The following is a 15,237-nucleotide window of genomic DNA, read 5'->3' as shown; positions in this document are numbered from 1 at the left end:
ATTTAGTTTAAATCCTTTATTTGGTATCTGATTCAATTATCGTAATTAGGAGTGTTAATATGAAAAAAACTATTATTGCGCTTTCGTTAGCAGCCAGTATAGCAGGTTTAAGTGCATGTTCGTCTGGTGACACAAATTCGGAGGTTGTTGCAGAAACTAAAGCTGGGGATATCTCCAAGGAAGACCTGTATAAGGCAATGAAGAAAAAATACGGAGAACAAGAATTACAGGAACTTGTATATGAAAAAGTGCTTGCAAAAAAGTACGAAGTGTCTGATGAGGAAGTTAGCAAAAAGTTAAATGAAATCAAAGATCAAACAGGTGAAAACTTTGAAATGGTTCTTGCCCAAAATAATATTAAAGATGAGAACGAATTGAAAGAAGTACTTAAAAGCCAACTTTTGATGGAAAAAGCCTTAATAAAAGATGTCAAGGTGACTGATCAGGAACTTAAAGATAGCTATGAAGCCTACAAGCCTGAAGTTAAGGCTAGACATATTCTCGTGAAAGATGAGAAGACTGCCAAAGAAGTTAAGAGTAAGCTTGCTAACGGCAATAAATTTGAAGATTTAGCAAAAGAGTATTCTACCGACAAAGCTTCTGCTGATATGGGCGGAGATCTTGGCTGGTTTGGAACAGGAAAGATGGATCCGGAATTTGAGAAAGCTGCGTATACACTAGAAGTTAATGAGGTGAGTGAACCTGTAAAATCCTCATTTGGTTATCATATTATTGAGTTAACTGATAAAAAGAAGAAAAAGTCCTTTGATAAAATGAAGTCTGAACTTGAATATCAAATGAAGCTTTCAAAAATTGATCAGACAAAAGCTCAAGAGGTGATGCAGAAAGAATTGAAAGATGCCGGTTTGGTTGTAAAGGACAAGGACTTAAAGGGAATACTGAGCAACAGTTAGACTGATTTCTAAATGAGGAAAGTAATCCCTGTCCAAGTATCATTGGACAGGGATTTTTGTGAGTAAACAATTGTGCTGTATATATGTACTATCTATTCTATTTTAGAACCTTTATAGGAGGAAACTTGCATGTTTATCAGGAAGCTATATAAAAATGGACAAGTCTCAATTCCTAAAGAAATAACCAAAGTAATGAATATAAATGAAGACACCACATTATTCGTAGACTATCGCCAAGGCAATATTATTATTGAAACACAGGAGAGCGATTCATATTTGAACAAGCGAACGATTTACAATGGAGTGATAAATATCCCAAAAGAAATTAGGGATTTAAATGGAATCGGAAGCGACTGTTATCTGCTTATAGAGGCAGATCAGCAATTAGCAAGGATTGTATTAATACCTCAAATACCACAATTATAATGATATCAAATTTTATTACTTTTTCAATCTATTGAAATTATGTGCTGGTAAGTTTACGCTTAAATATGAACACCTATACATGTAAGGGAGGATGCGGAATGGTTAAGGCATTTACTGTTCTTATCATGGTTTTAGCAGTTCTTTTAATCGCTTATGGTTTTTTTCTTTACAAGGCCTATAAGAAAGGGAACAAATAAGTATTCAATTATAAGGGGTGAATTTAATGAATATGGAATATAAATCAGCAGGAGAGTTAGTTTTTGATTGGAATATTTTTGTTATCTTAATTGGGATTGTAATCATTCTTTATTATAACCACAAGCAAAGAACGACTAACTTTCATATTTCCCAAAAGCAAAAACTTTCTTTCTACACCGGTGCGGGGTTATTTATTTTCGCCTTGGGTACTCCAATCGATGCTGTTGGTGACTATCTATTCTCGGTTCATATGGTCATCCAGTCCATCATATACCTGGCGGTTCCTCCGTTGATTCTTTACGGTTTACCTGATAAGGAACTTGAAGTATTTTTTTCTAAAAGATCTTTTTTGAAAAGAACCAATCATATCCTGACAAAACCCATCCTTGCTTTATTGTTATTTAATGGCTTTTTCTCTTTTTACCATGTCCCTTTCATTTTTGATTTTATCATGGGCAGCTCGCTATATATGACTCTATCCATTATTTTCTTGTTAATATTATCATTTATAATGTGGTGGCCGGTTGTGTCACCTGTGAAAAGCATGGATAATATGAAACCGTTATATAAAATTGCTTATGTGTGTGGAATGGGCATCCTGTTGACCCCAGCCTGTGCATTGATCATTTTCTCTAAGGAACTTTTGTATAATTCCTATTTACACAGCCCCTCGTTATTTGGGGTTAGTTCGTTGGATGATCAACAGGCTGGTGGAGCACTAATGAAAATAATCCAAGAAATCATTTATGGAACGGTAATTGCTTTCATCTTTTTTGCTTGGGCAAAAGATCAAAGGAATGACGAGATTGAAGACCGTCTAGAAAAATTCGAAGAGGAGTATTTGAGTTCTCTAAGAAAAAATCAAAGAGTCTAATTAATATTTATAATGTAATTAGATTGTAATGAAATATGCATAATATCTGCAACAAAAACAGCTATTATAAAAGAGAAATAGGACCCCCCCTTTTATATAAATTATTCACATGAGTAAGGCTGTCGCAATAGACAGCCTTATTTATATTAAAAATAGTTTTAAAACAAAACAATAAATTTGTGGAGTTGACAATAATTGGGTATTAATAGGAAAATAACGAATAACAGTAACTTTAAGGTTTTTGTGGTGATTGGAGTCATAGTATTTGGCGGTATGGCATTAACATCTATAATAGATGCCAATTACTATAGTGAAAAAAATCAATTAACAGAATACAGGCTATTTATATTGATTGCAGCAGCTGTTTATTATATTTGCTTGGCTTATTATGAAAAACAAGGTAATAAGGGGTAAGTGCGAAAAATGTTTATTAGGTGGGATTTCCATACTGCAGGTTAAACAGAGACAAGATTACTTTTCTCAGAATATACATGCTATTACATCATTAGGATACAAACAAGTATTTTTATCTTCTTTCAACGTTCAACTTTTTGCAAAATGTACCTAAAACAAAAAAATGTTCCATATTTAACCCATAATGTAATGATCCCAAATTGAATTCCATGATGGGTTCTGGATTCTGAAACAATTGCAAACCAAGTGAAGGAAAGACTTTAATTGGTGGCAAAGAGCTAACAAGATCCCTTAGAAATAGTATAGGAATTAACACCAAACAACCATTAGCTCAATTGGTCGTAATTCCGACAGAAGAGTCCACTATATCTCAATTGGAAAAGTATTTGTCTATTATTAAAAATGAAATGAACATTAAAGATGTTGAATTTAGTGGAAATTACCAAGATTTATTAGAGATTGAACTAAAATTAAATTTTGCTGTAGTCGGGCCAAAGTTAGGCAAATCCGTTGGTGAAGTAAAAAATAAAGTTGAAAAGTTAGACGATACCGATAAGAAACTATTCATTGAAGAAAAAGTGATTCAATTACCTTTAAATTCAGGTGAAAATGTCACTCTAACAATGGATGACGTACTTATTGATAAAAAAGGCAAGGGTGGTTTTGAATTATTAGAAGGTAGCAATTTCTTGACACTATTAGATACCAAATTGACAGAGGAGTTAAAAGAAGTAGGATTAGTAAGAGAATTTGTTCGTGCTGTTCAAACATTTAGAAAGGAATTAGATCTTCCAGTTGATTTACGAGTAGACCTTTATGTTCAGACTGATTCCTGGCTTCAAACAGTATCGATAAAATTTGATGAATTAGTCCCAAAAAACCTCATTATTAATTCGGTAAAGGTTTTAAAGTAAATGAACACGAAATTAATTTTTATAACAAATCATAAGAGTGGGAGTAGATTCAACAGTAAAAAGTTGAATTTTTCTATCTTTCTTGACACTTTAATATTTCACTGTGCACGATAATTTTAACTGGTTCTTTGGCTGAACAAACAACAATACTTAAAAGGAAATATGATATTCAACAATCGGGCGCTATGAACAAGATAGCGTCTTTTTCGTTTAATGGGTTAGATTTTGGAGTAGCACTTATATTAAATGGTAGACCAATACTGTCAAAAACTTCTTCAGCAGTATTCCACTTCTATCACAACAAATGTCCACAATAGAGAAACCTCATCTCTTGCTTACTTTTCAAAAAGTGTTTATTGATTTTATAATATGAAAAAATTAATGCTTGATTGGAGAGATCAGAATGTTAGATGAAAAGTTGACAAAGAAAGAAATGATATTACGGTTACATAAGCAAGGAATGAGACAAGTAGAGATTGCAAAAGGGTTAAAAACTTATACAAATTATGTTTGGAAAGTAATCAATGAAAACAAATAACAAATAATCGATTATACATAGGTAGTCTTTACATGCAACAAAATGCCAGGCTAATGACGTGGCTTTTTTTATTTAACATGTTTTCAATGTTTATGGGATACACAGATATAAACTTAGTTCCCAACTTTTTACTACTATACCAGTGGATTAATTCCCGTTCTGTTTCAACAGATGTGTTCATTAATCGAGCAATCAATCAATATATTTACAAAAAGTGCTAAAATAGGTAATGAAGCCTTTTCAGATGTAGGAGGGGAGAAGAGTATGTATATCTCAAAACTGTATATTAGAAACTTCAGGAATTTCTGTTCACAAAACTTTTTATTTCAACCAGGAGTAAATACGCTTATAGGAGAAAATGGCTCAGGAAAGACAAATGCATTTTTTGCATTACGTCTTATGATTGATAATAATCTACCCATCAGTGCTTCTAAATTAATAGAAACCGATTTTAATAGGAATTTATCTAGATGGCAAGGTCATTGGATTATTATATCTCTTCAATTTGAAGATTTAGATTCAAGTGAGGGAGCGAATATTTTAGCTCATAAACTTGAACATGTTAATGAAGCTTCAAGTAGCGGCTCTTATCATTTCTATTTTCGGCCGAATAAAAAATTCAGAAAAAAATTATACGAGCTATCTATTGATAAAGATAAAGATCAGCAAAAGCTTGAAGAAATTCTAAACGAAATAACTATAAATGAATATGAGGGTGTTTATCATTTTCGAGGTACAGCTGATTTTTCTGTTGAAGCAGTATATAAAGAATTGGTTGGCGACTTTGAAAATATTATTTTCCCTAATCCTGATGATGAAAAAAAGGACTTGCTGGGTATTACAACATCTCAAATATTTTTAGTGCGATCAGAAATTGCATGTACGCATATTAAAGCTCTTCGAGATGTTATGGCAGAATTACGTAAAAATAGACAAAGCCCGTTATTAAATTTATTAAGGGGTAGTGCAAAAAATATTCAAGTAACTGCTGCATCAAATATTACAAGCAAGGTAACAGATTTGAATGAAACAATCAGTAATCTCTCGGAGATTAAGGAATTGGCTGAAAAGGTGAAAAAGACACTTGATTCAACAATTGGCTTTACATATGCACCAAATGTAAGTATTCGTTCTGAACTTCCTGAAGATATAAATAAACTGTTCCAATCGTTAACACTATGGGTTGGAGATGGGGAAGATACAAGCTATCAAGGTAAACTAGAAGATTTAAGCTTGGGCGGGGCAAATTTAATCTATATCACGTTAAAATTATTAGAATATGAGTATAAGCAACCGACCGAAGAGAAAGCTGCTCATTTCCTATTAATCGAAGAGCCTGAGGCACACATTCATACGCATATTCAGAAAACGCTGTTCGATAATTACAAATTTCAGAATACACAGGTCATTACAACAACACATTCGACACATATCTCTTCAGCAAACAAAATAAAGTCGGTAAATATTCTATGTAAAGAGGTTAACGAAACTGTCGTATGTCATCCAAGTAATGGACTTGATGATAATGAGTGCACTAAAATTGAGCGTTATCTTGATGCTACAAGGAGTACCCTTTTGTTTGCTAAAGGTGTAATCCTAGTTGAAGGAGATGCTGAGCTAGTCCTAATACCAGCTCTTTTTAAAAGTGTCTTTGGTTTAAGCCTTGATGAAATGGGGGTCAGTTTAATTAATATGAATAGCACAGTCTTCGACCATATTGCAAATTTATTCCATGATCAAAGAATCAGAAGACATTGTGCCATCATAACTGATCATGACATATCACTTACACCATTAAAAGTAAATAAAGACGATGATACTGTTGAGGAAAGGAAATCTCGAAACTCTGAAATAAAAGGGGAAGAAAGAAAACAGAAACTAGATTTATACTGCAAAGACAATCCTTGGGTTGAAGCATTTTATGCAGAACATACTTTTGAAGTTGATTTTGTTTTAACCGGTAATCAGCGAGAAATAATACAATCATTAAGCAAAATATATAAATCGAAAAAATCAATAGACAATTCAAAGGCTTTATTAGAATCCAGTGATAATATTAATGTTGGACTTGAAACACTTCGTCTAGCGGATAAGGTTGTAGGAAAAGGATGGTTTGCCCTTACACTTGCAGAGGAATTGACTTATGAAACATTCATTCCAGATTATATATTAAAAGCTATTGCGTTTGCAGCGGGACATATTGGATTTAAACACTTTGTAAAAATGGCTAAGTACAGAATAGAGCAACATTGCAGCTATGATGAATTTTGTGAATTTGTAGATGCTCTTGAAAACCTGAACGATATTGAGCAATCATATAGCGAGCTAAGAAAATTATGCGAAGAATACTTAGATGAAAATGATGATCTTATTTTACTGATTGACAATTATGAGAGGTATCAAGTATGTTAGACGGTTTAAATTCTAACCAACTAGATGCCGTGACAACGGATAAAAATGCACTTGTGATTGCTTGTCCAGGTAGCGGAAAAACACGCGTTTTAACTCGCAAAATCGCTTATGAGTTAGAGAGGTTCGATAGTAAAAAGAAGTTTATTGTTGCACTCACTTATACCAATCGGGCGGCTGAGGAAATACAAAGGAGACTTGATGACCTTGGCATTCCACAAGAGCAGCTTTGGGCTGGCACAATTCATTCTTTTTGCTATCAGTGGATTATTAAACCATATTCAGCATATGAACCAGCATTAGTTAACGGATTTTCCATCATTGATGATAACAAAAAGCGAAAAATTTTAAATGAACTAAAGAAAAAACATTCTATTCCTTTTTTTAGCGATATTAATACAGGACTGGATAGAAATGCGAATTATATGAATGCTGACCCATATAATAATGCAATTGCAAAGGAGTTCCATGAGAGTATCTTAGAAAACAAGGAAATAGATTTTGATTTATTGCTTTATTATTCCTATAAAATGTTAATAAACAATAAGAAAATACGCTCACACCTGGCAAATATATTTTCTCATATTTTTGTTGATGAATTTCAGGATACACAGGATTTACAATACGCTATTATTGGACAAGTTCTCACTGTGGCTGGCGATAAGTGTAAACTATTTCTAGTAGGGGACCCAGATCAGGCAATATATGGCTCATTAGGAGGAACGCCTAAAAGTCTATATGAGATACAAGAGGAAATCGGAAATCAAGATATAGTGTTCAAAGAGATTCCTGGAAATTATCGATCTACACAAAGAATCGTTGACTTCTTCAGAAATTTTCAGTCAACAGAAGTAAATATTGAAGCACTTGGTCAGCGTGCAAATGAGCATGGATATATAACACTTGATACAACAACAAATAAGGATAATCTTTATAAAGAGTTTGCTGATATCATTACTCATAATATTAAAAAAGGTGTAAAGCCAAGCGAAATATGTATCATAGCACCCCAGTGGTATTTTTTAACCCCACTTGCACAAAAATTAAAATCTGTTTTACCAGATATCCCTTTTGATGCACCAGGGGTTTCACCATTGCCAACAAATCGGGAGAGTTTTTGGTGGAAATTATCAAGGCTATTCTTATCAGAAATAACCCCTAAAACATCTATGAGCCGTTTTAGATGGATGAGTCACCTAATTAATGATTTAAACGGCTATACAAACGGTTCTTTGGGAAATGAGTACATAGACTGTAGAAGATACCTTAAGATAATCAATTCCATAAAACCGAATGAATCAAATGGCATACTATATTTGGAAAAAGCGTTTAAAGCATTTTTCAATAAACTAGAACTCGATTTAAATGATTACTATGTGCTAGTGGAACAATGGGATATATTCTTTGATGGTATTCGTACACGGTATGAATCAACTGATTTTATAGGCACTCCAGATGACATTCAGTACTTTAAGAATATATTTAAGCCTTCAACTGGTGTTGTTATAAATACCTGCTATGGTGTTAAGGGTGAAGAATTTGAAACGGTGATTGCGTTTGGCCTACTTTGGGGATATATTCCTCACTGGAGTTCTATTAGAAACCAACCAAACTATATTACGGAATCTGCTTCAAATAAATTGTTATATGTGATTGGGTCTAGGGCAAAAAAAAATCTGCATTTATTTGCTGAAAAAGGTAGGAAAGCAAATTCAGGATACGCCTATCAAACAAATCATCAATTAGCACAGGCTAAGTTTGAATATGATGGCACCTACTATCAAGAGAAATAAGAGATCTAGTTCCAGAAGTTAATTTTCCGAGTTTTTCTCACACACACCCCCTAATGAAAATGGGGGGTGTTTTTTGGTGCGCCCGGCATGGATGATAACTTGGTGGTGAAAGTCCACTACAGGCTTGGCAGTAGGAACTGTTAGCAAATGGCATGGGTGTCCATGGTGACGTGGAATCTGAAGGAAGCCGGATGCAAATTCTCGAACTGACGAACAGAAACTATATAAAAGGCTGAATTGGGACGGACGAATCTGCCAAACAAGATAAAGTCCAATACTGCCCAAATCCCATGCAGTAAATATAGCAGTTACATGAGAAGAAGGTTATCGCTCTTACCCGGGGAGGTCTCACGGACGAACGTAAAACATTCGGTTGGACAAGATTTATCGTGAGAAGTCAGCAGAGGTCATAGTAATTCCAAGAACGGAATGAAGGACTGAACAATCTTAAATCTTGGAAAACAAGGAGGTGTAGACATCCTGACTCAATGCAGAAAACATCGTGGTATAGACCGAAAGATGGCTCCCTATTGATGGATAAGTTCGAAACTGAAGAGTATATAGGAGTGCATAGGGATGTCAACATGGATATGAAAGAACAAGATGGTATCAATTTAATAAAAGAAGTTATTGCCGATGATAATCTTTGGAAAGCTTACAAGAAAGTAAAATCAAACAAAGGTGCTCCAGGTATAGATGGGATTACCGTACATGAACTGGAATCACACATGAGGAAACACTATCGAGCATTGAAACAAAAACTGGAAGATGGAACCTATACTCCTCAACCAGTCAAACGAGTCGCCATCCCAAAGCCAGATGGCTCGAAAAGATACTTGGGTATCCCCTGTGTTCTAGACAGAGTGGTCCAGCAAGCGATCCTTCAAGTCATCAATCCCATCATTGACCCACACTTTTCGAACAACAGCTTTGGATTTCGAGTAGGAAGAGATGCACACCAAGCCATAAAACGAGCAGAACAATACTATCAAGAGGGATACAAAATGGTGGTGGATTGTGATTTGAAAAGCTATTTCGATACCATCCATCACCAAAGGCTAAGAGCCTACCTAGAGGAATTTATCTCCGATAAAATCGTATTGAAGCTCATATGGAAATTCCTTCGTTCAGGAATTCTAGACAAAGATATCTACATCGAGAAAACAGAAGGGACTCCACAGGGAGGACCTCTTTCGCCGATTCTAGCTAATGTCTATCTAAATAAACTAGATAGAGAGTTGGAAAGAAGAGGACATCGTTTCATAAGATATGCGGACGATTTTGCATCTACGTGAAGAGCAAACGTGCAGGTGAACGAGTCATGGAAAGTGTCTCGAAATATATCGAAGAAGATCTACAGCTAACAATTAATCAAAAGAAAAGCAAAATATGTACGGCAACATCTGGGACATTCCTGGGTTTCAACTTACAGAATCTCTTGGGAAAGTTGGATGCCGACCTAGTAGGTCGGCAAAACAACGATTCAAAGAGAAACTACGAAAAGAGACAAGTCGAAAAAGACCTGGCACCTTTGAAGAAATTACAATAAAGATTAATCAAATAACCACGGGTTGGATTAACTACTACGGTGTATCGTACATGAAGATATTCGTCAAAGAAATCCAACAATGGTTGAATCACAGGTTAAGGCAATTAATCTGGAAACGATGGAAAAGAGTAAAAACAAGATATAAAATGCTTCGGAAATACGGAATAGACCATACGAAAGCGATGAAAACAGCTAACTCCCGTAAGGGATACTGGCGCATATCTCTTAGCGAAGTACTCCATCGGGCAATAACAACTGAAAGGTGTGAGAGGTCGACTAGCCAGCTAATGGCTAGTCATCTACTCGATTCATCTGACGATAACTGATAATACAACAAACAGGCAAGTACGTGGCTTTTAATGGAGGGAAAAACCTGTAATAAAAACTGTAAGGAATTGATTGTTGCACACTACCTTGTTGACCAAGCTTCGCTTGATTATGATATAGAACAATAGTTATACTATGGCTCATTTTATGAAGTTAATCTGAAGTGTTGACTATATTTTTGATTTGTATTAGTCCTTAACAAATGTATATAAAAAGATAAATTAGTTAAAGATTATTATATGTATCATTAATAGAAAAATAGAGAAGAGGTTAACAAATGAAAGAATCTAGTGATTACACGAAGAGTAACCTTGAGGATGAAGCGACAAGGGCGATCATGGATGAATATTTGCTAAGTTTAAAACTTGAAAACAAAGCTGAACGAACAATAAGAAACTATCGGTGGTTTTTAGAACGGTTCTTGAGCATATGTACTCTTCCTTTAAATCAATTAACAACCAATGAAGTGAGAAAATGCTTTTTACATTTCACTAATGGAAAAAAGGAAAAGACGGTAGATGCTTACCTAACTGCACTATCATCATTTTTGCAATTTTGTCTTGCGGAAGAGTATATAGAAAATGTCATTATTAAAAAAAGATGGAGACCCAAAATTCCAAAGTCCTTACCCAAGTATTTAAGCGAGAATGAGTTTGCTAAAGTAAAGCTTACAACAGAAAATTCGGTTCTTCGTGATCGTGCACTGATGCTATTTTTATTTTCGTCAGGATGCAGAAGTTCGGAAGTTTCTAATCTTTCTATAAAAGATGTCAATTTAGAAAAAAGAACAGCTGAGGTAACGGGAAAAGGAAAGAAAATTAGAAAGGTGCATTTTTCGGAAGAGTGTGCCCTTGTATTGAAGGACTATATACATACAAGAATCTGTAAAGAATCAGATCCATTATTCTTGAGTAATTCCGATCAACGTATAGGACCCAAATCCATCTATTATATTACGAGGAAAATTGGAAAAAAGGCTGGGTTAAATCAATCGTTGCATCCTCATTGTTGTCGCCATACGTTTGCTACAAACATGCTTGCAAGAGGGGCAACCATTGAATTTATAGCAGATGAATTGGGACATTCCAATCTAAACACAACTCGTATATATGCCCGTATTCTAACTGAGGACATGATTACATCTTATCAAAATATAATGGGGTAGATAACCATGAACGAAGAAGTATTAGCGTCATTTTTTGACGATCATCAATCAAGGTTTAGTAAAGAAACAATCCGAAGTTATAGACTTTCGCTTCAACAATTCTTCAGCTTTTGTAAAAAAGGATTTAGTGAAGTGAAGGCTGCTGATATAAGAGCATGGCTTGCCTCCCTAGAGGAAAAAGGTCTTAAAAAACGTTCGATACATATTAAACTATCAGGATTGAAGTCATTTTATCAATACTGTATGGAAGAAAATCTCCTGAAGAAAAATCCATTGTCAACGGTAAAAACCCCTAAGAAAGATGATGTCCTTCCATACTACTTAAGTAGGCGCCAGTTGGCCGAGTTACAAGAATTAACACGGAATGATTACCAATTTCGTCCTATCATTGAAACCTTATATTCCACAGGCGTACGGGTTAGTGAGCTATTACAAATCAAATTAGAGGATATTAAATGGGATACCAGGCAAATATGGATACGCAAAGGAAAGGGAACCAAAGAGAGATTTGTCCTTTTTTCGCACGATTGTGCGGAACGCTTAAAACTATACCTGGAAAAACGAGAAACAAATAGCATGTTCTTATTTGCAAATCGTAGAGGAGGTCCACTTCACCGGGAATATATACAAAAAAACTTTCGTAATTTCTCCAAATCACTTGGTTTTAAGGTGAGCCCCCATACTTTACGTCATACATTTGCCGCACACCTAGCAGAAAAAAATATGCCTCAAAGTTACATTCAGGATCTCCTGGGTCATGTAGATATTAACAGTACTCGCATTTATACACGATTAATGGAACATGCACGTAAAAAACAATATGATCTATACCAATAGGAGTGAGAAGATGAATAATTACTGGGAGTTGTCGAAAGACTTACCGAATGAAAGTAATCAGGAAATCATTGGAGAGTTTTTATTAAGTTTAAAAGTTTCAAACCGAAGTCAAAATACCATTACTACATATCGGCATTTTTTAGAACACTTTTTTGGGGATATGAAAGAAACTTATCTCTCTTTGACCTCAAATACCATTCTTGAATGGTTTAAAAATAACGGAGCTCATTTTAGTGAAGCAACATTGAGACTACGGCTAAGTATTCTATCTTCATTTTACAAGTTTTGTATAAATGAAAATTATATAGATAGTTCACCAGTTAAAAGCCGATGGTTTCCTCGTCTTTCACAAACACTTCCAAAGTACTTAGAGAAAGATGAAATTGCTAAAATTCGTAATCATAGCGAAATCACCTCTCTTCGAAATCAGGTGTTGGTGGAATTTTTGCTTACCACAGGGTGTCGAGTCAGTGAAGTAAGTGAGTTAAATCGAGAGGATGTAAATCTTGAATACCGTACAGCGCGCGTAGTAGGCAAAGGCAAAAAAATCCGCTTTGTTCATTTTACAGAAAAGTGTGCTCTTTTATTGGAGCGATATATCTCTTTAAGTCAAAATTCTCTGAAGGCACTTTTTGTAACCTCTACAGGTAAGCGGTTACACGTTCGAACCATCCAGCTTATTTTAATGAAATTGGGAAAGAAAGCAAAACTCAAAACAAATTTGCATCCACATCGATTACGTCATACCTTCGCAACTGAATTATTGGCGAAAGGGGCAGATTTAGCGTTCATTGGAGATGAATTGGGTCATAGTGATGTTGTGACGACACAAATATACGCTAGGCTTCCCAAGAGGGAGATCATTTCGCTTTACCGAAAATATATGGGATAAGGGGATAGATTTTTTGATAATCGCAGATAATTGCTTGAAACAATTTAAAGAGGATTATAGGTTTCGATTAGAGGAAAAGACAGTGAATCTGTATATACTAGCAGTGAATCAATTATTGGCTTTTTGTGAGAAGCCATTCACAGAAATGAATGCGAAAGATATTAGGGGTTGGATGTCTTCCTTAGAATCAAGGGAATATAAAGTTGCTACAGTGAGCAGTAAATTAGCAGGGATCAAGCTGTTTTTTAAATATTGCATAGAAGAAGGTTTTCTTACTAAGGATCCAGCGAAAAAAATACCCATTCCGAAATCGGAGGATAAACTACCAAGATATCTGCAAAGGGATGAACTGTTACAATTGCGTCAATTGGTAAAAGGGAAGGTGGAGGAAAGGGCGGTTATTGAAGTGTTTTATGCCACCGGTGTGCGTCTTATGGAGTTAGTTGATATGAAAAAAGAGGATATTAACTGGTCGGAACGCATGATTACGATTCCGAATGGGAAACGTAAAAAAGAGCGGATTGTCCTATTTACACGAGAGTGTGCAGTACATTTGAAAGCCTATTTAGAGAAACGAGAGGATTCCCAACCGTTTGCTTTTGTCAATACGTCAAGGACAGGTCCGATGTGTTCTCGTACGATTAACTTGAAATTTCAAGGCTATACAAAAAAGCTAGGGATTCACTTAACACCCCATACGTTACGTCATACATTTGCTGCACATTTAGCCATGAAGGGAATGCCGCTAGAATGTATCCAAGTTCTATTGGGACATAACGGACTACATCAAACGCAGCTGTATGCTCGATTGTACCATCAAGCACGAAAAGAGATCTATGATCAATGGATGTAAGTGGAAGTTCGAAAAGGTAACTATTCGTATAATATAAATTAACGCTTTATTAAAAACCGTTATAAAATGACCAAGCCCTTGGTATATATGGGTTTGGTCATTTTTTAAATTATACCATTATTTGTGTTAAGAAGGATTAACGCTATTTTTGTGGAATTATTACAAAAGGTGGAAATTAATTCAAAAGAAAAGCCTGCCTAAACGGCAAGACTCTCTGTCGGTTATTTTTCGCCGTCTACATATTTTCCGTAATCAGGAATGGCGATTTCATCAAATTCATCAACGAGCTTTCTCAGGTTTTCTCTTAATGTCCCTGCAGCCATTGGGATTCCGTGACCGGTAATGGCATAGGCAGGCTGCAGCGCCTCGAGCTTTTGAACGGAGGAGCGTGCGGCTTCCCAGTCGGTTGTTAAATATCGCGGAGGGCCGCTTATTTCCTGTTCTTGAGTCAGCACACTGTACAGGGATTCTTGTTTGACCGTAACAAACGCGTCTCCTGCGATGAGGACACGGTCGGCCTCCCTGAATAATGAAACATGGCCAGGAGTATGTCCCGGAGTATGAAGCCACTTCCAGCCTTCCATATTCGGTACGCTGCCATCTGCGTTAAGGGCTTGGACATGTGTTCCAAGGTCAATTCCCTCATGCGGGAAGGCAGGAGACATCTTGGCAACCAAACCGCCTTCCACACTGGCATCCGGCTTCGGATAATCTTGCTGGCCTGTCAAAAAAGGAAGCTCAAGCTCGTGAGCATAAACAGGCACCTGCCAGTGCTCAATCAAGTCGATGATGGCGCCAACATGGTCGAAGTGACCATGCGTTAAAATAATGGCTTTTGGCCTTGCTGCTTCACCAAAAAGTTCCTCGGCAGCGTCGATGATTTTATCAGCGGATTTAGGCATCCCGGCGTCTATCAGCACCCAATCTCCAGGGTTTTCAGAAATGCGTACAAAACAAACATTAACGATCTGGACAGTAAGGCTGTAAACACCATTTTCACCATTCTGGATCATCCCGCTCATTGATGAAGTCACAGGCATATATCGTTCAGTTGAAGAGCTTTCTTTCACTAGTAAAACCTCCAATGTATGAGCATCTGTTTGAGTATACCCCGGGAATGGCTTTAGTATGCCG

General features: G+C 35.9%; 15 protein-coding genes. 14 read left to right on the top strand and 1 reads right to left on the bottom strand.

Annotated features, from left to right (window positions below):
* The first annotated feature begins 59 nt into the window (after positions 1–59).
* The 14 genes from ACNAZ4_RS06555 (at position 60) to ACNAZ4_RS06490 (ending at position 14,103) form a co-directional block, all read left to right on the top strand.
* Positions 60–914: a peptidylprolyl isomerase gene (locus tag ACNAZ4_RS06555; protein WP_044390608.1), complete on the top strand. Its 855-nt coding sequence runs from the start codon at positions 60–62 to the stop codon at positions 912–914.
* Between the two features lie 129 nt (positions 915–1,043).
* Positions 1,044–1,340 carry an AbrB/MazE/SpoVT family DNA-binding domain-containing protein gene (locus ACNAZ4_RS06550; RefSeq protein WP_044390606.1) on the top strand — a complete coding sequence of 99 codons (297 nt, stop codon included), beginning with the start codon at positions 1,044–1,046 and terminating at the stop codon, positions 1,338–1,340.
* A gap of 223 nt (positions 1,341–1,563) precedes the next feature.
* Positions 1,564–2,412, top strand: coding sequence for a cytochrome c oxidase assembly protein (locus ACNAZ4_RS06545; RefSeq protein ID WP_052806912.1), 849 nt, complete (start codon positions 1,564–1,566; stop codon positions 2,410–2,412).
* Positions 2,413–2,607: 195 nt separating this feature from the next.
* Positions 2,608–2,826: a hypothetical protein gene (locus ACNAZ4_RS06540; protein WP_044390604.1), complete on the top strand. Its 219-nt coding sequence runs from the start codon at positions 2,608–2,610 to the stop codon at positions 2,824–2,826.
* Positions 2,827–3,200: 374 nt separating this feature from the next.
* Positions 3,201–3,740, top strand: coding sequence for a DUF5915 domain-containing protein (locus ACNAZ4_RS06535; RefSeq protein WP_415813437.1), 540 nt, complete (start codon positions 3,201–3,203; stop codon positions 3,738–3,740).
* A 403-nt stretch (positions 3,741–4,143) separates the two neighbouring features.
* A complete protein-coding gene (locus tag ACNAZ4_RS06530; RefSeq protein ID WP_277813868.1) occupies positions 4,144–4,278 on the top strand; it encodes a hypothetical protein in 135 nt (44 codons plus the stop codon).
* A gap of 264 nt (positions 4,279–4,542) precedes the next feature.
* Complete coding sequence (locus tag ACNAZ4_RS06525) at positions 4,543–6,690, top strand: AAA family ATPase (RefSeq protein ID WP_044390601.1); 2,148 nt, start codon at positions 4,543–4,545, stop codon at positions 6,688–6,690.
* Positions 6,684–8,480, top strand: coding sequence for an ATP-dependent helicase (locus ACNAZ4_RS06520; RefSeq protein ID WP_044390600.1), 1,797 nt, complete (start codon positions 6,684–6,686; stop codon positions 8,478–8,480). The genes ACNAZ4_RS06525 and ACNAZ4_RS06520 overlap by 7 nt, the downstream gene beginning before the upstream one ends.
* Positions 8,481–9,064: 584 nt before the next feature.
* Complete coding sequence (gene ltrA / locus ACNAZ4_RS06515; protein WP_415813436.1) at positions 9,065–9,775, top strand: group II intron reverse transcriptase/maturase; 711 nt, start codon at positions 9,065–9,067, stop codon at positions 9,773–9,775.
* Between the two features lie 94 nt (positions 9,776–9,869).
* Positions 9,870–10,355 carry a group II intron maturase-specific domain-containing protein gene (locus ACNAZ4_RS06510; RefSeq protein ID WP_415813434.1) on the top strand — a complete coding sequence of 162 codons (486 nt, stop codon included), beginning with the start codon at positions 9,870–9,872 and terminating at the stop codon, positions 10,353–10,355.
* A gap of 278 nt (positions 10,356–10,633) precedes the next feature.
* Entirely contained in the window at positions 10,634–11,521 is an 888-nt protein-coding gene (xerA, locus tag ACNAZ4_RS06505; RefSeq protein ID WP_044390599.1) for a site-specific tyrosine recombinase/integron integrase, read from the top strand.
* Positions 11,522–11,527: 6 nt separating this feature from the next.
* Complete coding sequence (gene xerA, locus ACNAZ4_RS06500; protein WP_044390598.1) at positions 11,528–12,358, top strand: site-specific tyrosine recombinase/integron integrase; 831 nt, start codon at positions 11,528–11,530, stop codon at positions 12,356–12,358.
* Positions 12,359–12,368: 10 nt separating this feature from the next.
* A complete protein-coding gene (locus tag ACNAZ4_RS06495) occupies positions 12,369–13,250 on the top strand; it encodes a tyrosine-type recombinase/integrase (protein WP_044390597.1) in 882 nt (293 codons plus the stop codon).
* Between the two features lie 13 nt (positions 13,251–13,263).
* The gene (locus ACNAZ4_RS06490; RefSeq protein ID WP_052806911.1) at positions 13,264–14,103 is read left to right on the top strand and encodes a tyrosine-type recombinase/integrase; all 840 of its coding nucleotides are present in this window, start codon (positions 13,264–13,266) and stop codon (positions 14,101–14,103) included.
* Between the two features lie 221 nt (positions 14,104–14,324).
* Here ACNAZ4_RS06490 and ACNAZ4_RS06485 read toward each other — a convergent pair whose 3' ends face one another.
* The gene (locus ACNAZ4_RS06485) at positions 14,325–15,143 is read right to left on the bottom strand and encodes an MBL fold metallo-hydrolase (protein ID WP_415813525.1); all 819 of its coding nucleotides are present in this window, start codon (positions 15,141–15,143) and stop codon (positions 14,325–14,327) included.
* Positions 15,144–15,237 lie beyond the last annotated feature (94 nt).

This window comes from Mesobacillus thioparans (genome assembly GCF_965138835.1).
Taxonomy (GTDB): Bacteria; Bacillota; Bacilli; order Bacillales; family Cytobacillaceae; genus Mesobacillus; species Mesobacillus thioparans.
This window is presented reverse-complemented; position numbering and strand designations above follow the sequence as displayed.